23 protein-coding genes are annotated in these 25,395 nt (G+C 68.3%); 14 read left to right on the forward strand and 9 right to left on the reverse strand.

What is annotated here, in order from left to right; translation table 11 throughout:
- Window positions 1–55: 55 nt before the first annotated feature.
- Both NA3_RS02420 and NA3_RS02425 read right to left on the reverse strand, forming a co-directional pair.
- Entirely contained in the window at window positions 56–1,714 is a 1,659-nt protein-coding gene (locus NA3_RS02420; protein ID WP_062961927.1) for a DNA repair helicase XPB, read from the reverse strand.
- A gap of 151 nt (window positions 1,715–1,865) precedes the next feature.
- Entirely contained in the window at window positions 1,866–2,561 is a 696-nt protein-coding gene (locus NA3_RS02425; RefSeq protein WP_084490964.1) for a GNAT family N-acetyltransferase, read from the reverse strand.
- Here NA3_RS02425 and NA3_RS02430 point away from each other — a divergent pair.
- Window positions 2,523–3,464: a sigma-70 family RNA polymerase sigma factor gene (locus NA3_RS02430; RefSeq protein ID WP_062961929.1), complete on the forward strand. Its 942-nt coding sequence runs from the start codon at window positions 2,523–2,525 to the stop codon at window positions 3,462–3,464. The two genes, NA3_RS02425 and NA3_RS02430, sit on opposite strands and share 39 nt — an antisense overlap.
- A 35-nt stretch (window positions 3,465–3,499) precedes the next feature.
- Here the strand turns inward: NA3_RS02430 and NA3_RS02435 are convergent, their stop codons facing one another.
- On the reverse strand, window positions 3,500–3,700 hold the full coding sequence (locus NA3_RS02435; RefSeq protein WP_062961930.1) for a hypothetical protein: 201 nt from the start codon (window positions 3,698–3,700) through the stop codon (window positions 3,500–3,502).
- 229 nt (window positions 3,701–3,929) lie between these two features.
- On the opposite strand from NA3_RS02435, the gene NA3_RS02440 reads away from it, so the two are divergent.
- Entirely contained in the window at window positions 3,930–5,099 is a 1,170-nt protein-coding gene (locus NA3_RS02440) for a pyridoxal phosphate-dependent aminotransferase (RefSeq protein WP_062961931.1), read from the forward strand.
- Window positions 5,100–5,160: 61 nt separating this feature from the next.
- On the opposite strand, the gene NA3_RS02445 is transcribed toward NA3_RS02440, so the two are convergent.
- The 3 genes from NA3_RS02445 to NA3_RS02455 all read right to left on the reverse strand — a co-directional run bounded on the left by NA3_RS02445 (window position 5,161) and on the right by NA3_RS02455 (window position 8,011).
- A complete protein-coding gene (locus NA3_RS02445; RefSeq protein WP_062961932.1) occupies window positions 5,161–6,249 on the reverse strand; it encodes a 3-deoxy-7-phosphoheptulonate synthase in 1,089 nt (362 codons plus the stop codon).
- A gap of 288 nt (window positions 6,250–6,537) precedes the next feature.
- Window positions 6,538–7,008 carry a carboxymuconolactone decarboxylase family protein gene (locus NA3_RS02450; RefSeq protein ID WP_062962038.1) on the reverse strand — a complete coding sequence of 157 codons (471 nt, stop codon included), beginning with the start codon at window positions 7,006–7,008 and terminating at the stop codon, window positions 6,538–6,540.
- Between the two features lie 121 nt (window positions 7,009–7,129).
- The gene (locus NA3_RS02455; protein WP_062962039.1) at window positions 7,130–8,011 is read right to left on the reverse strand and encodes an oxidoreductase; all 882 of its coding nucleotides are present in this window, start codon (window positions 8,009–8,011) and stop codon (window positions 7,130–7,132) included.
- Window positions 8,012–8,176: 165 nt separating this feature from the next.
- Between NA3_RS02455 and NA3_RS02460 the strand changes: the two genes are divergently transcribed.
- Window positions 8,177–9,823 (forward strand): (2,3-dihydroxybenzoyl)adenylate synthase, encoded by a 1,647-nt coding sequence (locus NA3_RS02460; RefSeq protein WP_062961933.1) that lies wholly within the window; start codon window positions 8,177–8,179, stop codon window positions 9,821–9,823.
- 118 nt (window positions 9,824–9,941) lie between these two features.
- Here the strand turns inward: NA3_RS02460 and NA3_RS02465 are convergent, their stop codons facing one another.
- Window positions 9,942–11,330: a salicylate synthase gene (locus tag NA3_RS02465; RefSeq protein ID WP_227995392.1), complete on the reverse strand. Its 1,389-nt coding sequence runs from the start codon at window positions 11,328–11,330 to the stop codon at window positions 9,942–9,944.
- Between the two features lie 177 nt (window positions 11,331–11,507).
- On the opposite strand from NA3_RS02465, the gene NA3_RS02470 reads away from it, so the two are divergent.
- Together NA3_RS02470 and NA3_RS02475 are read left to right on the forward strand one after the other, a co-directional pair.
- On the forward strand, window positions 11,508–13,886 hold the full coding sequence (locus NA3_RS02470) for a glycerol-3-phosphate 1-O-acyltransferase (RefSeq protein WP_084490900.1): 2,379 nt from the start codon (window positions 11,508–11,510) through the stop codon (window positions 13,884–13,886).
- The gene (locus NA3_RS02475; protein ID WP_062961934.1) at window positions 13,883–15,331 is read left to right on the forward strand and encodes an HAD-IB family hydrolase; all 1,449 of its coding nucleotides are present in this window, start codon (window positions 13,883–13,885) and stop codon (window positions 15,329–15,331) included. Before NA3_RS02470 ends, NA3_RS02475 begins: the two co-directional genes overlap by 4 nt.
- A gap of 49 nt (window positions 15,332–15,380) precedes the next feature.
- Here the strand turns inward: NA3_RS02475 and NA3_RS02480 are convergent, their stop codons facing one another.
- Both NA3_RS02480 and NA3_RS02485 read right to left on the reverse strand, forming a co-directional pair.
- Complete coding sequence (locus NA3_RS02480; protein WP_062961935.1) at window positions 15,381–16,136, reverse strand: polyprenol monophosphomannose synthase; 756 nt, start codon at window positions 16,134–16,136, stop codon at window positions 15,381–15,383.
- 66 nt (window positions 16,137–16,202) lie between these two features.
- Window positions 16,203–16,382 carry a hypothetical protein gene (locus NA3_RS02485; protein ID WP_036497946.1) on the reverse strand — a complete coding sequence of 60 codons (180 nt, stop codon included), beginning with the start codon at window positions 16,380–16,382 and terminating at the stop codon, window positions 16,203–16,205.
- Window positions 16,383–16,584: 202 nt separating this feature from the next.
- On the opposite strand from NA3_RS02485, the gene NA3_RS02490 reads away from it, so the two are divergent.
- From NA3_RS02490 to NA3_RS02530, 9 genes are all read left to right on the forward strand, one after another.
- Window positions 16,585–17,394, forward strand: a complete 810-nt coding sequence (locus NA3_RS02490) for an enoyl-CoA hydratase/isomerase family protein (protein WP_062961936.1) — start codon at window positions 16,585–16,587, stop codon at window positions 17,392–17,394.
- Window positions 17,395–17,407: 13 nt separating this feature from the next.
- Window positions 17,408–18,142, forward strand: a complete 735-nt coding sequence (locus NA3_RS02495) for an SDR family NAD(P)-dependent oxidoreductase (protein ID WP_062961937.1) — start codon at window positions 17,408–17,410, stop codon at window positions 18,140–18,142.
- 27 nt (window positions 18,143–18,169) lie between these two features.
- Window positions 18,170–19,813 carry a class I adenylate-forming enzyme family protein gene (locus NA3_RS02500; RefSeq protein WP_062961938.1) on the forward strand — a complete coding sequence of 548 codons (1,644 nt, stop codon included), beginning with the start codon at window positions 18,170–18,172 and terminating at the stop codon, window positions 19,811–19,813.
- Complete coding sequence (locus NA3_RS02505) at window positions 19,810–20,997, forward strand: acyl-CoA dehydrogenase (RefSeq protein WP_062961939.1); 1,188 nt, start codon at window positions 19,810–19,812, stop codon at window positions 20,995–20,997. Before NA3_RS02500 ends, NA3_RS02505 begins: the two co-directional genes overlap by 4 nt.
- Window positions 20,998–21,008: 11 nt before the next feature.
- Window positions 21,009–22,157, forward strand: coding sequence for an acyl-CoA dehydrogenase family protein (locus tag NA3_RS02510; RefSeq protein WP_062961940.1), 1,149 nt, complete (start codon window positions 21,009–21,011; stop codon window positions 22,155–22,157).
- A 73-nt stretch (window positions 22,158–22,230) separates the two neighbouring features.
- Window positions 22,231–22,893 (forward strand): TetR/AcrR family transcriptional regulator, encoded by a 663-nt coding sequence (locus tag NA3_RS02515; protein WP_062961941.1) that lies wholly within the window; start codon window positions 22,231–22,233, stop codon window positions 22,891–22,893.
- A 6-nt stretch (window positions 22,894–22,899) separates the two neighbouring features.
- The gene (locus tag NA3_RS02520) at window positions 22,900–23,643 is read left to right on the forward strand and encodes an enoyl-CoA hydratase/isomerase family protein (RefSeq protein ID WP_062961942.1); all 744 of its coding nucleotides are present in this window, start codon (window positions 22,900–22,902) and stop codon (window positions 23,641–23,643) included.
- A gap of 46 nt (window positions 23,644–23,689) precedes the next feature.
- Window positions 23,690–24,568, forward strand: coding sequence for a DUF1295 domain-containing protein (locus NA3_RS02525; RefSeq protein WP_062961943.1), 879 nt, complete (start codon window positions 23,690–23,692; stop codon window positions 24,566–24,568).
- A 120-nt stretch (window positions 24,569–24,688) separates the two neighbouring features.
- Window positions 24,689–25,375 carry a DUF1345 domain-containing protein gene (locus tag NA3_RS02530; protein WP_062961944.1) on the forward strand — a complete coding sequence of 229 codons (687 nt, stop codon included), beginning with the start codon at window positions 24,689–24,691 and terminating at the stop codon, window positions 25,373–25,375.
- Window positions 25,376–25,395: the final 20 nt, after the last annotated feature.

The raw sequence follows: 25,395 nt of genomic DNA on the forward strand, positions 1-25,395 counted from the left end.
ATCTGTCCGGCAGCGGTAACCCAGCGGCGCGCCCACCGCGGCCCGATCGGCTGCCCTACCCGATCGCCGGGCCCAGCAGGTCGTCCGCATCGGTGATGCGGTAGGCATACCCCTGTTCGGCCAGGAAACGCTGGCGGTGGGCAGCGTATTCGGCATCCAGCGTGTCACGTGCCACCACCGAGTAGAAATGCGCCTGACCGCCGTCGGACTTCGGGCGCAGCAGCCGGCCCAGGCGCTGGGCCTCCTCCTGACGGGAACCGAAGGTGCCCGAAACCTGAACGGCCACCGACGCTTCCGGCAGATCGATGGAGAAGTTCGCGACCTTGCTGACCACGAGCACCGGAATCTCGCCGTTGCGGAACGCGTCGAACAGGGCCTCGCGCTCCTTGGTGCGGGTCGAGCCCTGGATCACGGGAGCGTTGAGATGTTCGCCGAGTTCGTCGAGCTGATCGAGATAGGCCCCGATCACCAGGCTGGGCGCGTCGCCGTGCCTGGCCAGGATGGATTCGACGACCGGGAGTTTCGTGCGCGCGGTGGAGCAGAGCTTGTAGCGCTCCTCCGGTTCCGCGGTGGCGTAGGCCATGCGTTCGGCGTCGGTGAGCGTGACCCGCACCTCGATGCAGTCGGCCGGCGCGATCCAGCCCTGGGCCTCGATGTCCTTCCACGGCGCGTCGTAGCGCTTCGGGCCGATCAGCGAGAACACGTCGCCCTCGCGGCCGTCCTCGCGCACCAGCGTGGCGGTGAGCCCGAGCCGGCGCCGCGACTGCAGATCGGCGGTCATCCGGAACACCGGAGCGGGCAGCAGGTGGACCTCGTCGTAGATGACCAGGCCCCAGTCGCGGCTGTCGAACAGTTCCAGGTGTTTGTATTCGCCCTTGGTCTTGCGGGTGATCACCTGATAGGTGGCGATGGTGACCGGGCGGATCTCCTTGCGCTCGCCGGAGTACTCCCCGATCTCGTCCTCGGTCAGCGAGGTGCGCGCGAGCAGTTCCCGCTTCCACTGCCTGCCGGCCACGGTGTTGGTGACCAGGATCAACGTCGTCGCCTGGGCCTTGGCCATCGCCGCGGCGCCCACCATGGTCTTGCCCGCCCCGCAGGGCAGCACCACCACACCGGAACCGCCGGCCCAGAACGAGTCGGCCGCCAGTTCCTGATAGTCGCGCAGATGCCATTCGTGTGTGGCGAAGTCCAGATCGATGCGATGAGCCTCGCCGTCGACGTAGCCCGCGAGGTCCTCGGCCGGCCAGCCGATCTTCAACAACATCTGTTTGATCCGCCCGCGCTCGGACGGGTGCACGACGACCGTGTCGTCGTCGATGCGGGCGCCGAGCATCGGCTGAATCTTCTTGTGCCGCAACACCTCTTCCAGCACCGCGCGATCCAGGCTGACCAGCACCAGGCCGTGAGCGGGATGTTTGACCAGCTGCAACCGCCCGTAGCGGGCCATGGTCTCGACCACGTCGACCAGCAGCGGCTGCGGCACCGCATAACGCGAATAGCTGACCAGCGCGTCGACGACCTGTTCGGCGTCGTGTCCCGCCGCCCGCGCGTTCCACAGCGCCAGCGGTGTCACCCGGTAGGTGTGCACGTGCTCGGGCGCGCGTTCGAGTTCGGCGAACGGCGCGATCGCCTGCCGGGCCGCATCGGCCTGCTCGTGGTCGACCTCGAGCAGCAGGGTCTTGTCGCTCTGCACGATGAGCGGTCCGTCCGTCACGGCACCTCCTCCAGATTCTCGGGCGGCCCCCTGCGCCCCCTGCGCTCGGGGAATACGTCCCACATTGTTGCCGGGACCCCCGACAAACCTTCATCAACCCTACGCGAGCTGGGCAGATGTTCGCTGTGAGCGCACTCGCAGCCGGAACCGGTCAGCGCGCCGGCCCGGCCCCTCGCAGGGCCGGCCAGTCGGTGGCCAGCTCCGGCGGGTCGCAGGCCAGCCGCCCGGCCACCCAGGAATCCCTGCGCACGCCGCGCTGCACACCGGCCCCACGCAGCAGGCCTTCGTAGTGGAAGCCGGTCCGCCGCACCACCGCGGCGGAGGCGAGGTTGCCGACGAACGCCCGCCACTCGATGCGCGTCAGGCCGAGCCCGCCGGCGGCGAAACCGAAATCACAGACCAACCGGACGCTGCGGGTCATCAACCCCCGGCCGCGCACCGCGTCGCTGAGCCAGAAGCCGATCTCGGCGGCCCCGGCCTGCGGGCCGGCGTCGAGGCCGACCATGCCGGCCACCGGTCCGTCCGCTGCCGTGCGCACGGCCCAGACCGGGCTGCGCGCCGCCCACCCGGGCGCGACGATATCGGTCAGGAATCCCACCGCGTCGGCCCGCCGATACGGCACCGGCACCGTCGTCCACTCCGGGATCGACGGCTGCCGGCAGCACGCGACGATCGCGTCGACATCGGCCTCGGCCGGGCGCGACAACCACACCGTCCCGTCGGTCAGTACACAGTCCTCCACCGCTTCATGCTGGCACGCGACCCAGCGGTGGCCCAGCGGATTTCCGGCGACCGTAGAATCGGGCCAATGGTTGCCGCGTTGCTCGCCGATTTGTTCGAATCCCATCGGGCGCATCTGCTCTCGGTGGGCTATCGGCTGACCGGCAGCGTGGCCGACGCCGAGGACGCGGTGCAGGAGAGCTGGCTGCGGCTGGCCACCGCCCATCAGTCCGAGATCGAGGACCTGCGCGCCTGGCTGACGACCGTGGTCAGCCGGATCTGCCTCGATCGGCTGCGCAGTGCGGCCGTCCGGCGGGAAAACTATGTGGGACAATGGCTTCCGGAGCCGGTCGTGACCGGCGTGACGCCTTCGACTCTGCCCGATCCGCTGGAAACGGTGGTGCGCAAACAGGATTGCCGTTTCGCGGCGCTGGTGGTCCTCGACACCCTGACACCGGCGCAGCGGGTGGCCTTCGTGCTGCACGACGGGTTCTCGGTGCCGTTCGACGAGATCGCCGAACTGCTCGAGGTGACGCCGGAGGCGGCCCGGCAGCTCGCGGTGCGAGCCCGGAAATCACTGGCCGCGGCCCCGGAACCGGTATCGGACACCGAACATCTGGCTGCCGTCCAGCGTCTGCTCGAGGCCCTGTACTCCGGCGATGTGGCGGCGGTCGTCGCGGCCCTGCACCCGGATTCGGTGTTCATCGGCGATACCGGCGGCACCGCGAAGACCGCGGCGCGGGCGATCGTCGGCGCGGACAAGATCGCGCGGTTCGTCCTCGGACTCATCCGGATGTATCAGGTGGAACAGGCCGAACTCTCGCCCACCGACTCCGATGGGTTCGAATTCGTCGGCGTCAACGGACAACTCGGGTTGCTGCTGCACGAGCGCGCCCCGCGCAACGGTGCGCCGGGCTCACCACCGCGGGTGGTCGGCTTCACCGTCCGCGACGGATTGGTCTGGGGCACTTACGATGTCGCCAATCCCGCGAAGCTCGGCGGCATTCGCCTGCCCCGGGATCCGGCGTAGCCGCCGGAACGCATCGAGCGTCCCGGCGGCCCGGACTACGGAGTGGACGAACCGGTCCACATGTTCGGGGTGCTCGAACCGAGTCCCCAGTTCCCCGTGGACGATCCGGTACCCCAGTTCGGCGTCGAGGAACCCCAGCCCCAATCGTTGCTGAAGATGTTGTGCAGGGTGTCGTTGATGTATCCGAGGACCGTCCCCGCTGCCGGATGCAGCAGAAGGTCGAGATAGGAGGCCATACACCGCCCCTTTCGAGCCACCACCGAAGTGGTTGTGAGATAGAACACGGGGAGGCTAGCTGCCACCGGGAAACCGCACAACCATGCAGGTCAGAAGCCCGAATGAAATGTGAAACATAGCCTTTCGCTATCGCGCCGCAACCGTAGCGAACGAGCGGCAAGCGCGACCCCGGTCCCCGGCCCGGGGTGTGCGCCGCGGGCCCGGCGGCGCTATCGCTACGTTGGGACCATGTCAGCCATCCCCACCGTCGCCCGCCTGCGCCCGTTCCGCGCCACGATCTTCGCGGAGATGACCGAACTGGCCGTGCGCCACGACGCGGTGAACCTCGGCCAGGGATTCCCCGATACGGACGGCCCGGCCGCGATGTTGGAGGCGGCCCGCACCGCCATCGCCGACGGGCTGAACCAGTACCCGCCCGGGCGCGGGATGCCCGTTCTGCGCCGGGCCATCGCGGCGGACCGCACACGCCGCTACGGCGTGGACTACGACGTCGAATCGCAGATCGTGGTCACCGTCGGCGCCACCGAGGCGATCGCGGCGGCGGTACTCGGACTGGTGGAGTCCGACGAGGAGGTGGTGCTGATCGAGCCGTACTACGACTCCTACGCCGCGGTGGTCGCCCTGGCCGGCGCCACCCGCCGCACCGCGCGGCTGGTGCCCGACGGCAACGGATTCGTGCTCGACCTGGACAGCCTGCGCGCGGCGATCACTCCGAAAACCCGGATGCTGCTGCTGAATTCGCCGCACAACCCGACCGGGGCGATTCTGCCCCGGGCCGACCTGGAAGCGATCGCGGAGCTGGCCCGCGAGCACGATCTGATCGTGGTTTCCGACGAGGTGTACGAACATCTCGTCTACGACGGCAACACCCACATCAGCATCTCGACGCTGCCCGGCATGGCCGAGCGCACGATCGTGATCTCCAGTGCGGCGAAGACTTTCAGCGTCACCGGCTGGAAGATCGGATGGGCGTGCGGCCCGGCACCGCTGATCGACGGGTTGCTGGCCGCCAAACAGTTCATGAGTTTCGTCGGCGGCGGACCGTTCCAGCCGGCGGTCGCCTACGCCCTCGAACACGAGCAGCAGTGGGTCGCCGATCTCCGTAACAGTCTGTCCGACAAGCGCATTCGACTGTCGCAGGCATTGGCCGACGCTGGATTCCGGGTCAAGCGCAGCGATGCGACCTATTTCGTCTGCGCCGATATCAGCCCGTTGAGCTCGGCCGACGCCCTGGTCTTCTGCCGGGAGCTGCCGCAGCGGCTCGGCGTCGTCGCGGTCCCGATCGAAGTGTTCGCCGACGACCGTGAATCGTGGAACCGCCTGGTGCGCTTCGCGTTCTGCAAGCGGGACGACACACTCGACGAGGCGGTCCGCCGCCTGCACGCGGCCCACGTGTGACCGCACGATCGCGCGGTCACCTTCGTCCCGAGCCGCGAGCGAAGGTGACCGCTACCGTGTCTCAGCCGCGACGCCGGGCCACCGCGTCGGCGAGGCGGTCCAGCTGCGCCGCCGTGGTCTCCCAGTCCAGGCAGGCGTCGGTGATCGACTGGCCGTAGGTCAGATCGTCGGCGTGGCCGAGGGTGAGGTCCTGACGGCCGGCGACCAGGAAGCTCTCCATCATCACACCCACCACCGAGCGGTCACCGGCGGCGATGCGCTCGGCGATATCGGTGACCACGTCGACCTGCTTGTTGTGGTCCTTGTTGCTGTTGCCGTGGCTGGCGTCGACGACCACCCGCTGCGGCAACCCGGCCTTCTCCAGGCGCAGGCAGGTCTCGGCGACGGAGGCGGCGTCGTAGTTCGTGCCGGCGCTGCCGCCGCGCAGGATCACGTGGCAGTCGGGATTGCCGCTGGTGCGGATGAGCGCCGAGCGACCGTCGAGGTCGGTGCCGGGGAAGACGTGGCTGGCCCCGGCCGCGCGTACTCCGTCCACGGCCACCTGCACATCGCCGTCGGTGCCGTTCTTGATCCCCACCGGCATCGACAGCGCACTGGAGAGCTGCCGGTGCACCTGGCTGGCCGCGGTGCGGGCGCCGATCGCGCCGTAGGACACCAGATCCGCGATGTACTGCGGTGTGATCGGATCGAGGAATTCGCAGGCCACCGGCAGGCCGAGACCGGTGATGTCGACCAGCAGCCGCCGCCCCAGCCCGAGACCGGTGTTGACGTCGAACGAACCGTCCAGGTGCGGATCGTTGATCAGGCCCTTCCACCCGAGCGTGGTCCGCGGCTTCTCGAAGTAGACGCGCATCACCACGTGCAGGCGATCGGAGAGTTCGGCGCTCTTGGCGGCCAGGCGGCGCGCGTAGTCGAGGGCGGCCGCGGGGTCGTGCACCGAACACGGGCCGACGACGACCATCAGGCGGTCGTCGGCGCCGTCGAGCACCTCGACGGTGGCGGCGCGACCGGCCCGCACGGTATCGGCGAGCGCATCGTCGATCGGATGCTCGCGGCGAACCTCGGCGGGCGAGAGCAGGGGGCTGATACTCAGCGTGCGCTGATCGTCGAGGTCACTGTGTGAGGCATCGACATCGGCTGCGGTGGTCATGATGGGTTCCTTTTCTCAGGCCGACCCACCGAACGAGATCCCGTGGAGCCGGTCTGCAGTCCGGCTCGGGGTGGGAGAAGGTCAGCGCGGGTCACCGACCGACCCACCCGGGGCCGGCTTGGTAAACCAGAAATACGCGCGCTGCACGAGGGCGACTGTACCAGGGGCGTGCCGCGGAGGGGTTCGACCGGGTGGGCGGAGGTGACGGTCCCCACAGCCACCGTGGATGCGCCGGGGCCCGGACGGGATCGAACGATCCTGTGCCGGGCCCGAATTCGCGTGCGGCCGTCAGAACATGCCGGGCTCGTAGGTGCCCGCCGGGGTGCCGGCGATGACGTTGAGCCGGTTGTAGGCGTTGATCAGCGCGATGAGCGAGATCAGGGCGCCGATCTGATCGTCGTCGTAGTGCTTGCGCACCTGCTGCCAGGTCTCCTCGCTGATGCCGCGGTGCACATCGGCGAGGCGGGTGCCCTCCTCGGTCAGCGCGAGCGCGGCCCGCTCCGCCTCGGTGAAGACGATCGCCTCGCGCCAGGCGGCGACCAGGTTCAGCCGCACCGAGGTCTCGCCCGCGGCGGCCGCGTCCTTGGAGTGCATATCGGTGCAGAAGCCGCACCCGTTGATCTGGCTGGCGCGCAGCTTGACCAACTCCTGCGTCGCCTTGGGCAACGGCGAGTTGTCGACGACCTGCCCGGCGTTACCCACCCGCTTGACGAACTTGGCGGCGATCTCGTTGCTGAACAGAGCGAAACGGGGTTCCATGACCATCCTCCTGTACACAGTGAGCCGCGCTCCGCGGCGTCGCTACACAGAGATGACGGCACAGCACCCACCGGGTGTGACATCCGCTCGAGTGATGCCGATCACACCGATTCGAGCGGGCTCAGCGGCGGGCGAACGAGTAGGTCACGTCGGTGAGTTGTTCGGACAGGTCCCAGAGACGGCGGGCCGTGACCTCGTCGCGGGAGGCCGCCGAGGAACCGCAGCGCTCGGGGTAGCCGCGCAGGCCGCCGAGACGGGTCGGGCCGTAGAACGCGCCGGGTTCGACCTTCGCGGTGGCGGCGTAAAGGCTTGGCAGGGCGCCCATTTCGGCCGACTGGGCGAGAATCCGGTTGCCCAGGGCCATGATCGCGTCCAGGAACGACTCGGTGTGCGACTGCAGTTCGGTGCTGGCGTAGCCGGGATGGGCCGCGACCGAGACCTTCGGCGAACCGGCCGCGGACAGGCGGCGCTGGAGTTCGTAGGCGAACATCAGATTCGCCAGTTTCGACTGACCGTAGGCGCGCCAGCGTTCGTAGCGCCGGTGCTGGTAGTTCGGATCGGCGAGGTCGATGCGGCCGATCATGTGGGCGCCGCTGGATACCGTGACGACGCGGTCGGAGATCTTGTCGAGCAACAGCCCGGTCAGCGCGAAATGGCCGAGATGGTTGGTCCCGAACTGCATTTCGAAGCCGTCGGCGGTGCGGCGCAGCGGCAGGGCCATCACGCCGGCGTTGTTGATCAGCACATCGGCGCCCTCGATCGTGCGCGCGAAGTCGCGGATCGAGGACAGGTCGGCCAGGTCCAGCCGGCGCACCTGTACCCGCTCGCCGATGGTGTCGGCGACCGCACGGGCCTTCACCTCGTCGCGGCAGGCCATGATCACGTGCGCGCCGGCCTGCGCCAAGGCCCTGGTGGTGGCCGCGCCCAGTCCGCTGTTCGCGCCGGTCACGATGATCGTGCGCCCGCTCTGGTCCGGAATATCGGTGGTGTTCCAACCGCTCACCCGCACGAGTCTAGGCGGGCACCGGCCGCTACGCGCTGTTGTGGCCGAGCCTGGCCCTGGCGTTTCGGGCCACCGGCCACGCGACACCCGCGCGTCTAATATAGGGTTGCCTAACCTATCTAAGACAGCTCGATACTGCGCAGCTCGACCCGTGAGGCCATACCCGTGACTTCGATATCCCCCGCCCAGCAGGACCTGCTCGACGGTTTCGTACCGTTCCCGGCCGACCTCGCCGACAGGTACCGAGCCGCGGGCTACTGGATCGGCGAACCGCTGGGCGACCTGCTGCGCAACGCCGCCCGCACCGGGCCCCGGCGTCCCGCCCTGCACACCGACAGCGGAACGATCGACTATGCCGAACTCGATCGCCGCGCCGACCGCACGGCCTACGGGCTGCTCGCCTCCGGACTCGAGCCCGGCGACCGCGTGGTGGTTCAACTGCCCAATGTGAACGAATTCGTGGAGGTGCTGTTCGGGCTGCTGCGCGCCGCAATCGTGCCCGTGCTGGCCCTGCCGGCGCATCGGCAGGCCGAGATCGAACATCTGACCCGGCTGTCGGGCGCCGCCGGCTACATCGTGGCCGACAAGGTCGGCGACTTCGACTACCGCGAACTGGCCGCCGCGGTGGCCGAGCGGGTGCCGTCGTTGCGCACGATCTTCGTGCTCGGCGATCCCGGCGACCACGTCGATCTGGGAGCGGTTGCGCGTGACGGCGATTCGCTGCCGGACGTCGACGCGTCCGGTATCGCGCTGATGCTCGTTTCCGGCGGCACCACCGGTCTGCCGAAACTCATCGCCCGCACCCACGACGACTACCACTACAACGCCCGCGCCGGCGCGGAGATCTGCGCGCTGACCTCCGATGACGTGTACATGGCGACACTGCCCGCCGCGCACAACTTCCCGCTCGCCTGCCCGGGCATTCTGGGTGCGATCGCGGCGGGCGCGTCGATCGTCATGCTCGCCGACCCGAGCCCGGAGAACGCGTTCGCGACCATCGAACGCCACCGTGTCACCGTGACGGCGGTGGTGCCTCCGCTGGCCCAATTGTGGTGTGCCGCCGTGGAATGGGAGGAGGCCGACCTGTCCAGCCTGCGGTTGCTGCAGGTCGGTGGCGCGAAACTGGCCGAGGTCAATGCCCGTGAGGTGACGCCGGCGCTGGGCGCGACACTGCAGCAGGTATTCGGCATGGCCGAGGGACTCGTCAACTACACCCGCCTCGACGATGCCGAGGACCTGATCCTGATCTCCCAGGGCCGCCCGGTCTCCCCCGCCGACGAGGTCCGCGTGGTCGACGGCGAGGGTAACGACGTCGCCCCCGGCGAGGAGGGCGAACTGCTCACCCGCGGGCCGTACACCATTCGCGGCTATTACCGTGCGCCGGAACACAATTCCCGCGCCATCACCCCCGACGGCTACTACCGCAGCGGTGATCTGGTGCGGCAACTGCCGAGCGGGCATCTGATCGTCTCGGGCCGGATCAAGGACGTGATCAATCGCGGCGGCGAGAACATCTCCTGCGACGAACTCGAGGAACACCTGCTCGCCCACCCCGCGGTGCGTCACGCGGCCGCGGTCGGCCTGCCGGACGCGGCCCTCGGCGAAAAGGTCTGTGCCGTCCTGGTGATCGACGGCGAGATGCCCAGCCTGGCCGAGATCAAGGAATTCCTCACCGCCCGCGGCCTGGCGACCTACAAACTGCCCGACATCCTCGAGCAGACCGACGCGCTGCCGTTCACCGCCGTCGGCAAGATCGACAAGAAGGTTCTGCGGGCCCGGTACGAATCGGATACCGCGACCGCCCTCGGCTGACTCGCCGCGTCCTTCGACAACCGGGTTCGCGGTGGGCGCACCCGGACCCGGCCCGGCGTCCCCGCGGGGGCGGTACAGCAGAGCCCGGCGGAACACTTCCCGCCGGGCTCGGTCCTGCTCAGGCTTCGACGACGGCTTCCACCACGTAAGGCGCTACGCTGCCCAGCTTTTCGCAGGTCTCGGTGAATTCACGCTCCGGGCGCGACTGGGAGACGATGCCGGCTCCGGCGCGCAGCCAGGCGCCCTCCGTGGTCTGGTAGATCGCCCGCAGCACCAGCGTGGCCTCCAGGGCACCGCCCGGCGAAACGGTCACCACCGCACCGGAATACAGGCCGCGCGGGTCGTGGTCGAGGCGGAACACCGCGTCCACGCCGGTGCGCTTGGGGATGCCGGAGGCGGTCACCGAGGGGAACAGCGTTTCCAGCGCGTCCCAGGCGCTCTTGTCCGCGGCGAGGGTGCCCCGCACGGTCGAGGCCAGATGTTGCACACTGCCCCGTTCACGCACCGCCATGAAATCGGAGACGGCGGTGCTGCCCGGCTCGGCCACCGCGACGATCTCGCCGAACGAGGTCTGCACCGAAATGGCGTGCTCGACAATTTCTTTCGGATCACCGACCAGCTCTTCGCGCGCGGCGGCATCGGCCGTCTCGCCGCGGCCGAAGGCGCGGGTGCCCGCCAGCGGCTCGGTGGTCACCACCCGGTGACGGTCGACCGAGGCCACAAGCTCGGGACTGAATCCCGCCGCCTCCAGGCCGCCCAGCCGCAAGAGGAACGAGCGCGCGGGCGTGTTGTTGGCGCGCCCGAGCCGATAGGTCTGCGGAACGTCCACGGGGAACGGCAGATCCACTTTTCGTGACAGGATCACCTTCTGATATCGCCCGGCCCGGATCTCGTCGACCGCCTCGGCGACCCGGCCGCGGTAGTCGGTGGGATCGATGGTGACGTCCACCGGCCGCGACGACGCCGGAGGCGCCGCACTCGCCCGCGCGATCAGGTCGTGGATCTCCGCGGTCTCGCGGGGCGTCGCACCGGAGACCCGCACGCCGGAGGCGTCGATGCGCACCTCGATGCGCGGAATCATCAGGTGCGCGAGGGTGGTTCGGGCCGGCACGTGCGCGGCGGCGCCCAGCGCCCAGGCACAGAATTCGAATCCGATCCAGCCGTAGGCGTTGCGCCCCCGCAGCGGCAGCGCGGCCAGCGCCGCGTCGATCACCGCGGCCGGGCGGCCCTGCCACGACTCGGCGGTGGCCCGGCCCTCCCATTCGACACGCAGTTCGCCGGAATCCAATTCGATGCTGCCGATCGGATCGGCGGCGAACACCCAGCCGTCGGGCCCCTCGTAGCCGACGTACTCGCCGAACCGGTCGGCCGCCGCGAGGGCCGCCATGGCGTCGGCGGGTGCGATCGCCGGCGCCGGGCCCGTCACCTCCGTCTCCGCTACCAGCTGCCCCGTCGCCCTCGGACCGTCCCCGTAACCGTTTCGCACCCGCTCGTCCGTGGTCGACACCGTTCCTCCAAGGTTATGCTTACCTAACTATCCGAGGTGAGGTTAGCATTACCTGCCCTTTTCGGTCTTGTGCCGGAGCACACATCGGACTCGCTTTGCCGGCGTCATGGTCAACTTCCTGCGCGAAGGCGCTTCCGCGAGCTTGAATGGTGGAGCGCCGTCGAGGAGGGGCCCGCCATGATCGATCACGCCGCCGGGAATCCGGCTCCGAGTACCGCGAAGGATCTGCCGCGCTCGGCGGTCGCCCTGGTCGACGCGGTGTCGCCGGTGGAACGCGAATTGATCGGCGGCTGGCTCGCCGAGGGCGGGATCGCCGCCGAACTCGGAATCGACGCTCCCGTCACACAGATCGACCTGGACGCCAGTGCCATCGCCGCCCGGCTCGTCGGCCGTCGCGACGACCCGCTGGTGATCCCGATCCGGGTGCTGTGGCTGCCGCCCGAACGAGACGGCGTGCGGCGCACCACCTTCGCCGACCTGGCGTTGCTGAGCGATCCGCGCCGGCCGCACCGGCTGTTGCAGCGCCGGCTGGTGAACAAGGCGCCCGACCGGCATCTCATCCTCACCGGACAGCCCGCCCGGCTCAGCGATCTGCGCGCGAACAACCCCGGCGCCGCCGAGAATTCGGAACCGTTCGCGCGCGCGATCGTCCGCGCGGGCACGGTGGCCCTCGAACGCGCCGAACGATCCGTGATCGGCGACCGGTACAAGGTCCCCCGGATGGTGGTCGAGGAGATTCTCGACTCCCCCGACTTCCTGCGCCGCCTCGACACCATCGCCACCGAGACCGGAACCGAACCCCGGGAGGTGTACCGCCGGGCCGAGAAGGCGCTGCGAGAACTCGTGGCCGCGCAGAGCCGGCTGATCTCGGACCTGTTCACCCAGGCGATGCGGCCGGTGCACGCCTCGGCCTGGAAGATCGACTGCGACCGGTCCGGGCTGGCGGCACTGCGGCGGCTCAATCGCAACTATCCGCTGGTGTTCCTGCCCTCGCATCGTTCCTATATGGATGCCTTCGTCCTCGGTGACGCACTGGCCCGCAACGATTTTCCCCCCAACCACGTCATCGGCGGTGCCAACCTCAGCTTCTGGCCGATGGGGCCGATCGCGCGCCGCACCGGCACCGTCTTCATTCGGCGCAGCTTCGGCGACGACGAGATCTACAAGGCCGTGGTCGAGGAGTACTTCGCCTATCTGCTCGCCAAGCGCTTCAATCTGGAGTGGTACTTCGAGGGTGGGCGCACCCGTACCGGAAAGTTGCGCCCGCCCCGGTTCGGACTGCTGAACTACCTGGCCTCGGCCATCCGTTCGCGGCGCATCGACGATGTGATGCTGGTGCCGGTCTCGATCACCTACGAGCGGCTCAACGAGTTGGGATCCATTGCGACCGAGCAGGTCGGCGGCACCAAGAAACCCGAGGGACTGACCTGGCTGGCCCGCTACATCCGCAGCCAGCAGCATTCCGCGGGGCGAGTCTACGTCCGCTTCGGCGCACCGCTGTCGGCGCGCGACCGGCTGGCCGCCCACGGCGATCCGATGCAGCCGATCACGGAATCCCTGGCCCCGGATCCGGAGGAAGTGTCGGACCGGCAGCGAAAAGCCGTGCAGCGCTTGGCCTTCGAGGTGGCGGTCGGCATCAACGCGGTCACGCCGGTCACGGTCAACGCCTTGGTGACGCTGACCCTGCTCGGTGTGCACGAGCGCGCGCTCACCCTCGGCGAGGTGCGTCGGACGCTGGAGCCGGTCTGCGGATACATCTCACGCCGCGCGCTGCCGACCGGCGAACTGGATACGCTGAGCGACGATCAGGGTCTGGCGGTGGTTCTGGAACAGCTGTCGCTGGCCAAGGTGGTGACGGTGTACCGGGGCGGGCTGGAACCGGTGTATTCGATCGAGGCGGGCGCCCATCTGGAAGCCGCGTTCTATCGCAACAGCGCCGTGCACTGGTTCGTGAACCGCGCGATTCTGGAATTGGCGATTCTGGAGGTGGCCGACCAGCAGGCCGGCGCCGCACCCGGCATCGAGGTCATCTGGGAGGCCGCCTACCGGCTGCGCGATCTGCTCAAATTCGAATTCTTCTTCCCCGACCGGATCGAATTCGCGGCCGCGATGAGCGCGGAAATGCTTCTGCTGGACCGCGATTGGGAGCAGCGCGGCAGTGCCGCGGAACTGGTCTGCGCGCTGGCCGACTCCGGATTCATCATGGCGCACCGCGTGGTGCGCTCGTTCTTCGATGCGCAGCTCGTGGTGGCCGAGCGCTTGGCCGCCGCCGATCCGGCCGCACCGCTGGACCGCAAGCAGTTCATCGACGAATGCCTCGCCGTCGGACGCCAGATGCTGCTGCAGCAGCGGCTGCACAGCACCGAGTCGGTATCATCCGAATTGTTCTCCAGCGCGTTGAAACTCGCGGAGAACCACGGTCTGCTCGATCCCGGCACCCCGGATCTCGCGCAGCGTCGCCGCGACTTGGCCGACGAACTGCGCACCATCGGCATCCGCATCTCCCGTGCGGCCGCCCTCGACCCGTCCAACCGCGCACCGCAGGGGACAGTGTGAACCTTTCCGAAGCGATCTCCGCCATCCGGACCGGGCCCCAGGGCCCTCGCGTGGCGGCCGTATTCGACTTCGGCGGAACGGTGGTCGCGGGTTTCGCCCCCGCCGCCGCACCGCTGCGCCTGCTGCGCGGACGCGACTCGCGGCAGGCCCTGGTCGACACGCTGCTCTACAGCATTCGCGGTTCGCGGACCGAAGGTGAGTACGAGCGCTTCCTGCAGCGCGTCGCCCGGGTGTGGGCGGGCCGGACCGAAGAAGAGCTCACCGAACTCGGCGAACAGCTGTTCCGCAAGACCGTCTACGGGCACGTGTATCCCGAAGCGTGGCACCTCGTCCGGGAGCACCAGGCGGCCGGGCACACGGTGGTGATCGTCACCAGCCTCACCCGTTTCCAGGTGCTGCCGGTGGCCCGGGAACTCGGCGTGGACCACGTGCTCTACACCGCGATGGCCACCGCCGACGGCGTCCTCACCGGCTTCACCGAGGGAAAACCGCTGTGGCGCACCGAGAAGGCCGCGGCGGTGCGGCGCTTCGCCGCCGAACACGATATCGATCTCGCCGACAGTTACGCCTATGCCGATGCGGCTCCGGATGTTCCGCTGCTGGAAGCGGTCGGCCATCCGGTCGCGGTCAATCCGGGACCACGCATGTCGATGACCGCCGGTGAACGCGACTGGCCGACCCTCACCTTCAAACCGCGGGAACCGGCCGGGATCACCGACTTCGCGCGCACCGCGGTCGGTTTCACCGGGCTGCTGAGCGGCGCCGCCTTCGGGGTCGCCTCCCGCGCTGCGACCCGCCGCCACCGGGCGATGGCCGACGCCATGATCGCCACCGCCGCCGACGCCACCCTGCGCACCACCGGCGTGCGGGTGCGGGTGGTGGGCGCCGAACACGCCCGGCAGCCGCGTCCGGCGGTCTTCCTGTTCAATCACCAGAGCCAGTTCGACATGGTGGTACTGGCCGCGGTGTTGCGCTCGGGATTCACCGCGGTGGTGAAGAAGGAGGTCACCACCAACCCGGTCTTCGGCCCGCTGTTGCGGTTCGCCGAGGCCACCTTCATCGATCGCTCCGACACCACCAGTGCGAAGGCGGCGCTGGAACCGGTCGTGGACACCCTGCGCGGCGGGCTCTCGCTCGTGGTGGCGCCGGAGGGCACGCGCTCGATGACGCCGCGGATCGGTCCCTTCAAGAAGGGCGCCTTCCATATCGCGATCGAGGCCGGGGTGCCGATCATCCCGCTCGTCATCCGCAACGCGGGCGAGATCGCCTGGCGCAATTCGGCGATCGTGCGCAAGGGCACGGTGGATGTGGCGGTCCTGGCGCCGATCGATGTGAGTGGCTGGGATCCGCAGGACATGGACGCCGACATCGCGCGCGTGCGGCAACTGTTCATCGACACGCTGCGGGACTGGCCGGTCGACGCGGCCGTGGAGGCAGTGCCCTGATCCCCGGTGCCCCTGACCGCCGGTGCCCTGACCCCGGACGCCCTGGCCGCTAGACGCGACGGCCGAACAGCAGCTTCCACGGCATCAGCGCCGATTCGAGCTGCACCTTCAGGCTCATCTTCGAGGCGCCCTTGGTGCGCTCCTCGAAGCGGATCGGCACCTCGGCGATCGAGATACCCTGCTTGATCGTGCGGTAGTTCATCTCGACCTGGAACGAATAGCCGTTGCTGTGGATGGAGGCCACATCGATGGCACGCAGCGTGTCCGCCTTCCACGCCTTGAATCCGGCGGTCGCGTCCTTGACGCCGAGCCGCAGGATCGCGTTGACGTAGAAGTTCGCCCAGGCCGACAGGGCCTTGCGGTACCACTTCCACTCGGCCGCGGTGGAGCCGCCCTCGACGTAGCGCGAGCCGAGAACCACACCGGCGTCGGAGGTCTCGAGCTTCTCCAGCATGGCCGGAATCACCTCGGCGGGATGGGAGAGGTCGGCATCCATCTGGATGACCACGTCGGCGCCCTGGTCGAGCGCCGCGGTGATGCCGGCGATGTAGGCACGGCCGAGACCGTCCTTCTCGGTCCGGTGCAGCACATCCACCACGGACGGGAGCTCGGCGGCCAGTTTGTCCGCGACCTCACCGGTACCGTCCGGCGAGTTGTCGTCGACGACCAGAACGTGCAGATCGGCGACCGGTAGTGCGGTCAGCCGCTCCACCGCCACCGGCAGGTTCTCCCGCTCGTTGTAGGTCGGCACCACCACGGTCACCTTCACAAGTCGCCCTCCACTCGATTCGACCTGACTGCGCATGCCCGGATCCGGGCACGACGTGCTCTGGAGAACCGTAGCCCACCCACCTGAGAGGGCACGAGCGGCTCAGTCTCTCCCGTCGCGGGCATCCTCGCGGGCGTTGCGTTCACGCACGATCTCGAGCGCCCGCTCGGCGGTGGCACGGTCCGGATACGGCCCCATCCGGTCGGCGAACCAGCACCGCTTGCCCTGTTCGGCGCGGTGGTGTTTGAGGCAGTAGTACCACTGATCGTCGGAGTCGCCCATGCCGATCATCGTCGCACCCGGCGCCCGCCCTGTCAGGAAACCGGCGAATCCGCACGTCGGACCGCCCCGCCGCCACCGAGTCCCGCCTGTGGTCCTTGACACACCCACGCATTGAATGTACGTTCATTCACAACAAATGCCAGTTCACTCATTCATTCGCCGGTGATCCGCTCGCCGACTCGCCGGAACAGAAGGAAGCGCCATGGATTTCTCGACCTACTCGCAGCTCACGTTCAAACGCCCGGACGACGGCGTCCTGCTGATCACCATCGACCGGCCGGAGAAATACAACGCCGCCGACGAGCAGATGCACGCGGAGCTGGCCCGGGTCTGGACGGATGTCTCCGCCGATCCCGAAACCCGGGTGGCGGTGATCACCGGCGCCGGGAAGGCGTTCTCCGCGGGCGGTGACCTGGCGATGGTCGAGCGCATGGCCGGCAACCACGAGCGGGTGGCGAACATGCTGCAGGAGATGAGCGACCTGGTCTACAACATGATCAACTGCGAGAAGCCGGTCGTCGCCGCGATCAACGGCGTCGCGGTCGGTGCGGGGCTGGTGGTGGCGCTGCTCTCGGACATCTCGATCTGCGCCGAAGACGCGAAGCTGGGCGACGGGCATGTGAAGCTCGGTGTGGCCGCCGGCGATCACGCGGCGATCCTCTGGCCGCTGCTGTCCGGTATGGCCAAGGCCAAGTACTACCTGCTGACCGGCGAGATGGTCGCCGGCGCCGAGGCCGAGCGCATCGGCATGGTCACCAGCGCGGTGCCGCGCGAACAGGTGCTCGACGACGCGCTGGCGGTCGCGAACAAACTGGCCGCCGGTTCCCAGCTGGCCATCCGGTGGACGAAGAAGGCGCTCAACAACTGGCTCAAGCAGGCCGGTCCGATCTTCGACCAGTCCGCCGCCTACGAAATGCTCTGCTTCATGGGCCCCGACGTCACCGAGGGCTATACCGCCCTGCGCGAGAAGCGCGCCCCCAACTTCCCCTCCGCCCGCGCGAACGCCAACTGAGGACCGAGACACCATGAGCGACAACAGCATTGCGGTAGTCACCGGAGCCGGCTCGGGCATCGGCCGGGCGATCACCCTGGCCCTGGCCGCACGCGGCGACCGGGTCGTGGCCGCCGATCTGGATCTCGACGCCGCCAAGCGCACCGCCGAACAGCAACCCGATCGCATCGTCGCGATGAAGGTCGACATCGCCGACGCCGCGCAGGTGGCGGCCCTGCGCGATCAGGTGCACGCCGAGGTCGATGTGCCGGACATCCTGGTCAATGCCGCCGGCTGGGATCGCACGGACAAGTTCCTAGACGCCACACCGGAATTCGCGCAGAAGGTGGTCGCGATCAACTATCTGGGACCGGTGCACATGTGCAGCGCGTTCCTGCCGGGCATGGTGGAGGCCGGCGGCGGGCGGGTGGTCAACCTGGCCAGCGACGCCGGGCGGGTCGGCAGCTCCGGGGAGACCATCTACGCCGGCGCCAAGGGTGGAGTGATCGCCCTGACCAAATCACTGGCGCGCGAGATGGCCCGCTACTCCATCACCGTCAACTGCATCTGCCCCGGGCCGACCGACACCCCGCTGTTCCAGGCTCAGGACGAGAAGCTGAAAGAGGCGCTGATCAAGGCGATTCCGTTCCGCCGCCTCGCCCGGCCGGAGGAGGTCGCCGCCCCGGCCCTGTTCTTCGCCTCCCCCGACGCGTCGTTCATCACCGGTCAGGTGCTCAGCGTCAGCGGCGGACTCACCATGGCCGGCTGAGCGCCGAGCCGACCTTCGGAGGACCAGATGTACGACGCGCATGCCTACCGGCAGTACTTCGAACACGATTTCACCTATCTCAACGGTTTCCGGCGCAACGTCCACCGCTACGCCCACCACCCGGCGATCGAGGATCCGGCGACCGGGACCACCGTCACCTACGCCGAACTGGGCGACCGGGTCGACCGGCTGGCCACCGGCCTCGCCGACGCCGGCGTCGAGCCGGGTGACGTCGTGGCGTATCAGCTGTTCAACGGGGTCGAGTTCGCCGCGCTCTATCTGGCGACGCAGGCCGCCGGAGCCGTCGGCTCGCCGATGAACTTCCGGCTCGCCGCCGGTGAGACGTCCTACATCCTCGCGTCGAACCGTCCGCGGGTCTTCGTCTACGACACCGACCTCACGGCGATGGTGCGAGACGCGCTGGAGCGCAGCGAGTTTCGTCCCGCACTGCTGGTGGCTTCGGGCCCGGGCGAGCCGCTACCGGGCGCGCTCCGCTTCGACGAGTTGTTCGCGGCGACGGCGCGGCCGCTCGACACCCAGCGCACGGTGTGGGACGAGACCACGCGCCTCTATACCTCCGGCACCACCGGGATGCCGAAGGGCGTCCCGCTCAACAGCCTGGTGGAGATCTTCAGCGCACACGACGTCATCATGCACTTCCCGCTGTCGCCCGAGGACAAGACGCTCAACATGACCCCGTGGTTCCACCGCGGCGGATTGTATTGCGCGGGACCGAATCCCACGTTCTACCTCGGTTCGTCCCTGGTGCCGATGCGCGCCTTCGACGCCGACACCACCCTGGATCATGTGCAGCGCTACGGCCTGACCTTCCTGATCGGCGCGCCGACCAATCTGGCCATGCTCGCCCAGGCACAGGAGGCCCGGCGCCGCGATTTGTCGAGCCTGAGCGGCATCGTCACGATGGGCGCTCCGCTGGAACGCGAGGCAGCGCTGCGCTATCAGAAGGTGTTGAATCCCAATATCTTCAACGGATACGGCAGTACCGAGGGATTCTGGAACACCTTCCTGCGCCCGGCCGATCTGCCGGCCATGGCCGGAACCGCCGGGCGCGCGTGCATCGACGACGATGTGGCGGTGGTGCGGGTATTCGACGGCCGGCGGGCCGAGCCCGAGGAGACCGTCGCCAAGGACGGGACGGAAGTGGGCGAGGTCATCGTCCGCTCCCCGAAGGGCGCGGGCGCCTACGTCGACTCGCCCGACCAGGAGGCCCGCAAGTTCCATCGCGGCTGGTTGTATATCGGTGACCTCGCCACCTGGGACGAGCAGGAATTCGTCACCATCGTCGGACGTAAGGACGACATGCTGCTGTCCGGCGGCGAGAACGTCCATCCCGTCCAGGTCGAGGAGGCGCTCAACGAACATCCCGGCGTAGACGACTGCCTCGTGGTGGGCATTCCCGACGAGCGCTGGGGGCAGGTGGTGGTGGCCTATGTGGTCGCGGCCGAGCCCGGAGTGGGCGTGGCAGAGCTGGATCGGCACTGCCGCACTCATCCCATGCTCTCGGCGTTCAAACGCCCGCGCGCCTACCGCTTCGTGGATTCGCTGCCGGTGTCGGCCACCGGCAAGAAACTGCACTACAAACTCACCGAACAGGCCCGCGACGACGCCGCGGCCGGCCTGTTCACCTATCCGGACAAGGAAAGAACATGAGCGCGAAACGTCCCCCCGCATTCGACGCACTCGACCCACTGGCCATCGATTCGCTGCTGTCCGAGGACGAGCGGGCGGTGCGCGACAGTGTGCGCGGCTTCTGCGCCGAGCACATCACCCCGCATATCGCCGACTGGTTCGAGGCGGGCGATCTGCCCGGCGCGCGCGATCTGGCCCGCGAATTCGGCAGGCTCGGCCTACTCGGCATGCATCTCGAGGGTTACGGATGCAGCGGCGCCTCGGCCGTGCACTACGGCCTGGCCTGTCTGGAACTCGAGGCGTGCGATTCCGGTATCCGCTCCCTGGTCTCGGTCCAGGGCTCGCTGGCCATGTTCTCCATCTGGAACAACGGTTCGGAAGAACAGAAGCAGCGGTGGCTGCCGGGTATGGCCGCGGGCGAGATCATCGGCTGCTTCGGCCTCACCGAACCGGATGTCGGAAGCGATCCGTCGGCCATGCAGACCCGCGCCAAGCGCGACGGTGACGACTGGATCCTCAACGGCCGCAAGATGTGGATCACCAACGGCTCGATCGCCGATGTCGCGGTGGTGTGGGCCGATACCGACGAGGGCATCCGCGGTTTCATCGTGCCCACCGACACCCGGGGATTCAGCGCGCACACCATCGAACACAAGCTGTCGCTGCGCGCCTCGATCACCAGCGAACTGGTCCTCGACGACGTGCGCCTGCCCGCCGAGGCGATGATGCCCGAGGGCCGGGGGGTGAAGGCGCCGCTGTCGAGTCTGTCCGAGGCGCGCTACGGCATCATCTGGGGTTCGATGGGCGCGGCGCGCTCGGCGTGGCAGGCGGCCCGCGATTATTCGATGCAGCGCAACCAGTTCGGCCGTCCGATCGCCGGATTTCAGCTGACCCAGGCCAAACTCACCGATATGGCCGTCGAACTGCACAAGGGCCAGCTGCTTTCGCTGCACCTGGGCCGGCTCAAGGATTCGGTCGGACTGCGGCCCGAACAGGTGAGTTTCGGCAAACTCAACAACACCCGCGAGGCGATCGAGATCTGCCGCACCGCGCGAACGATCCTGGGCGGCAACGGTATTTCGCTCGAATATCCGATCATCCGGCACATGGTGAATCTCGAGTCCGTCCTCACCTACGAGGGGACGCCGGAGATGCATCAACTCGTGCTCGGCCAGGCCTTCACCGGCCAGAACGCCTTCCGCTGACAAGAGGTCCCATGAACGCACGACTGGAGTACGACTCCGAACACCGCCAATTCCGTTCCGTGGTCCGCGATTTCGTACGGCAGACGGTCGCCCCGGCCCACGAGGACTGGGAACACGCCGGCCGCCTGGACCGGTCGTTGTTCACCGAGGCGGGCAAGCTGGGACTGCTCGGCTTCCCGGTCCCGGAACGTTTCGGCGGGCCGGGGGTCGAGGATTTCCGCTACCACGCCATCGTGATCGAGGAGATCACGCGGGCGGGTGCGGCCGCGGCGGGTATCGCGTTCTCCCTGCAGAACGATGTGGTGCTGCCCTACCTGACCGATCTCACCGACGAGGAGCAGAAGGCCCGCTGGCTGCCCGGCGTCGTCACCGGTGAGACCGTCCTGGGGATCGCCATGACCGAACCGGGTGCGGGCAGCGATCTCACCGGTATTCGCACCACTGCCGTCCGCGACGGCGAGTACTACGTGGTCGACGGCAGCAAGACCTTCATCTCGAACGGGCAGAACGGCGATCTGTTCGTGGTCGCGGTCCGCACCGGCGAGGACAAGCACAAGGGGTTGACGCTGCTGGTCGTCGAGGCCGGGACACCGGGATTCGGCCGCGGCCGCAACCTGGAGAAGATCGGCCTGCACGCCCAGGACACCAGTGAGCTCACCTTCACCGGGATGCGGGTGCCGGTGGCGAACCGGCTCGGCGCGGAGGGCGAGGGCTTCTATCAGCTGGTGCGCAATCTGCCGCAGGAACGGCTGTCGCTCTCGGTCGGCGCGGTCGCGGCGGCCGAGGGCGTGCTCGCGCACACGCTGGACTACGTGCGCGAACGCAAGGCCTTCGGCACCTCGATCGCGAGCTTCCAGAACACGCGATTCGTGCTCGCGGAATTGGCGACCGAACTCGATATCGCGCGCACCTTCCTCGACGACTGCCTCGCCGAACACATCTCCGGCGGCCTCACCGCGGACCGCGCCGCCCGGTTGAAATGGTGGACCACCGAATTGCAGATGCGGGTCGCCGACCGCTGCCTGCAATTGCATGGCGGCTACGGCTATATGCGCGAATACGCGGTGTCGCGGGCCTTCGTCGATGCGCGCATCCAGAGCATCTACGGCGGCACCACCGAGATCATGAAGACGATCATCGCGAAGGAACTGGGCATCTGATCGTCGATGGACCACTCTAGAGTTGAGTGAACCGTCGTTCATTCGACTGCGCAGATACGGAAGGGTATGCCCGATGGCGAAGCGATCCGCACCGATGGAACTCGAGGAGGCGGTGCGCGCGGTGCGAACCAGCTCGCGCCGGCGTCAACTCCTCAACGCGGCCGTCGCCGTCATGCAGACCACGGGCTTTCATCAGATGTCGATGCAGGCGCTCGCCGATCGGGCCGATGTGAGCGTCGGGCTCATCTACAAGTATTTCGGCGGTAAGGAAGACCTGCTGCTCGCGGCCATCGTCGATATTCTCGATGCCTTCCGGGACGAACTGGCTCCGGCCATGGACGCGGCCGGCGCGGATCCGGTGGAGCGGCTCGTCGCCGGTTTCCGCCACTATGTGGAAATCGTCGACGAGAACCTCGATGCCGTGGTCCTGACCTACCGGGAGAGCCGCACCCTCGATCCGGAAGGCCGCGAACGGATCAAGGAGCTCGAGGTCGAAACCTCCGCACCGCTGCGGGACGCCGTCGAGGCGGGTATCGCGGCCGGGCTGATGAACGACCTCGATCCGGACCTCGTCGTCTTCAATCTGATGATGCTCGCCCACGCCTGGGCCCTCAAACATTGGCATTTCGCGCCGCGCTACACCGTGGAGCAGTACATCCGGGCACAGGTGCGTTTCGTGCTGCCCACTCTGCTCACTCCCGGTGCCGTGGACGCGTATCGACATCTCATGGAGTGAAATACCTTGTCGGTCACGCTGTCTCGTACCGGCGCCGTCGGCGTCCTCACCCTCGACCGCCCGCCGGTCAATGCCTTCGACGAGGAGCAGGCTCGCGAATTCGCCACGGCGGTGGCCGAACTCGGCGCCGATACGGCGGTGCGTGCGGTCGTGGTGCGCAGTGCGGCGAAGGTGTTCTGCGCGGGCGCCGATATCGCGATGATGGATTCCTGGCGGGAACTGCCCGACCGCGGACAACGCTTGCAGAATTTCTGCCAGCTGTTGCAGGACGCGTTCGCCGCCCTGGCGGACCTGCCGAAACCGACGATCGCGGCGATCGACGGCGCCGCCACCGGCGGTGGCTTCGAACTGGCTCTGGCCTGCGACTTCCGCGTCGCACGCGGGACGGCCCGGCTCGGCCTGCCCGAGGTGGGGATCGGCCTGCTACCGGGCGCGGGCGGCACCCAGCGGCTGACCCGCCTGGCCGGGCCCGCCACCGCGTATCGGCTGATTCTCGGCGCGGAGCTGATCGACGCGACGACGGCCGAACGGCTCGGCGTGGTGCACCGGTCGGTCGACGATGCCGCGGCTACGGCGATGGCACTCGCCGAACGCCTGGCCGATCTCCCCGGGGACGCCTACGCCGCCGCCAAACGATGTATCGACGCGGCGCACACCGAAGAGGGATATGCGCTGGAGCGCACCGAGATCGGCGCACTGCTCCACACTGCGGAAACCGCCCGCCGCTTGGACCGGTTCGTGTCCCGCTAGGGCGAATTCCCGCTCGGCCCAGCCGCATGGTGCATAGAGTGCGCACATGAGCAGAACGGGCTCCCTGATTCGAGTGACGGCGGCCTATGTGGTCGCCGTCGCGGTCGCACTGGTGTGGCTGCTGTGGGGTCCGGGCACCGGGCAGCTGTGGCTGGACGGGCTGATCGCCGATCTGATCGCGACCGTCGTGGTCTTCGTCTTCAGCCGGATCTACGAGAATTCCAGTTTCTACGACCCGTACTGGAGCGTGATCCCGCCGCTGCTGGCCTTCTATTGGTGGATCCGCAGCGACGAGCCGTCGAATACGGCTCGCTGGTGGCTGATGATGGCGGTCATGCTGGTGTGGGCGGTGCGGCTCACCGCCAACTGGATATCGACCTTTCCCGGTATGCACCACGAGGATTGGCGCTACCCGATGGTGCGCGAACGCGCGGGCAGATTCGCCTTCGCCGCGGATCTGTTCGGCATTCACGTCTTTCCGACGCTGCAGGTGTTCGCCGGGATGATTCCGGTGTACGTGGTGGCGACGCGAGCCGGCGAACCGTTCGGCGTGCTCGACGTCGTCGCCTTCGTGATCGGCGCGGGCGCGGTGGCGCTGGAAGCCGTCGCCGACCTGCAGATGCATCGCTTCGCCGCCACCAAATCTCCCGGCGAGGTCATGGACCGCGGAGTGTGGGCGTGGTCGCGGCATCCGAACTACTTCGGTGAGTGCGGCGTCTGGCTGTCGTTCGGCCTGTTCGGACTCTCCGCCGCCCCGGACAGCTGGTGGGTTCTCACGGGTGTGGTGACCATGGTGGCGATGTTCGTGGGCGTCAGCATTCCGATGATGGAGCAGCGCAGTCTCCAGAGGCGGCCCGCGTATCGGGATGTGGTGCAGCGGGTTTCGGCCTTCGTACCCCTGCCACCCCGGAAACGAGCGGTCTGACGGCACCGCGGGTCGTCCTGGCGGACCGGGCGATACCGGGGTCCGGCCCCGCTGAGCGCAGGTAGCAACCCGAGCGCGTGCCACGCTGCCGGCGGGCGCGGAGCGGGCGATACTGCACGGGTGAGCGGTTCCGAGAACGACACCGACGACGTTCCGGCGTGGGCGCGCCGCACGGCCGGCGAATCACGCTGGGCGGCCACCGCCGCGATGGTGGGCATCATCGTCCTGCAACTGCTGCTACCCGGCCACTTTCAGCTGCGCCCGGTCTGGCTGCTGCCGATGCTGGAAACAGTGCTGCTGGTTGTGCTGGTGGTGAGCAGCCCGGTGCGGTTGAACCGGGAGGAGATCTGGCTGCGCTGGTGCGGTCTGGGATTGTCGGCGCTGCTCGGCATCGCCACCGCGTGGTCGGTGTTCCGCCTCGTGGCCGGGCTCATCGACGGCACCCTCAGCAATGATCCGCCCGTGCTACTCGGCTCGGGTGCGGCGATCTGGCTGACCAACGTCACCGTCTTCGCGCTCTGGTTCTGGGAACTCGATCGCGGCGGCCCGGCAGCGCGAGCGCACGCTCGCAAACAACTACCCGATTTCCTGTTCGTCCAGATGCAGAATCCCGGACTCTCCCCCGCCGACTGGGAACCGGAATTCGTGGACTACCTCTACCTGTCGTTCACCAATGCCACCGCCTTCAGCCCCACCGACGTGATGCCGATGTCGCGCTGGGCCAAGACGCTGATGATGGCCGAATCCGCGCTGTCGCTGATCACCGCGGCGCTGGTCATCGCGCGGGCGGTCAACGTCTTGAAGTGATCGGGCGGGGCAGGCGCCTC

This window comes from Nocardia africana NBRC 100379 (assembly GCF_001612635.1).
Classification (GTDB): Bacteria; Actinomycetota; Actinomycetes; order Mycobacteriales; family Mycobacteriaceae; genus Nocardia; species Nocardia africana.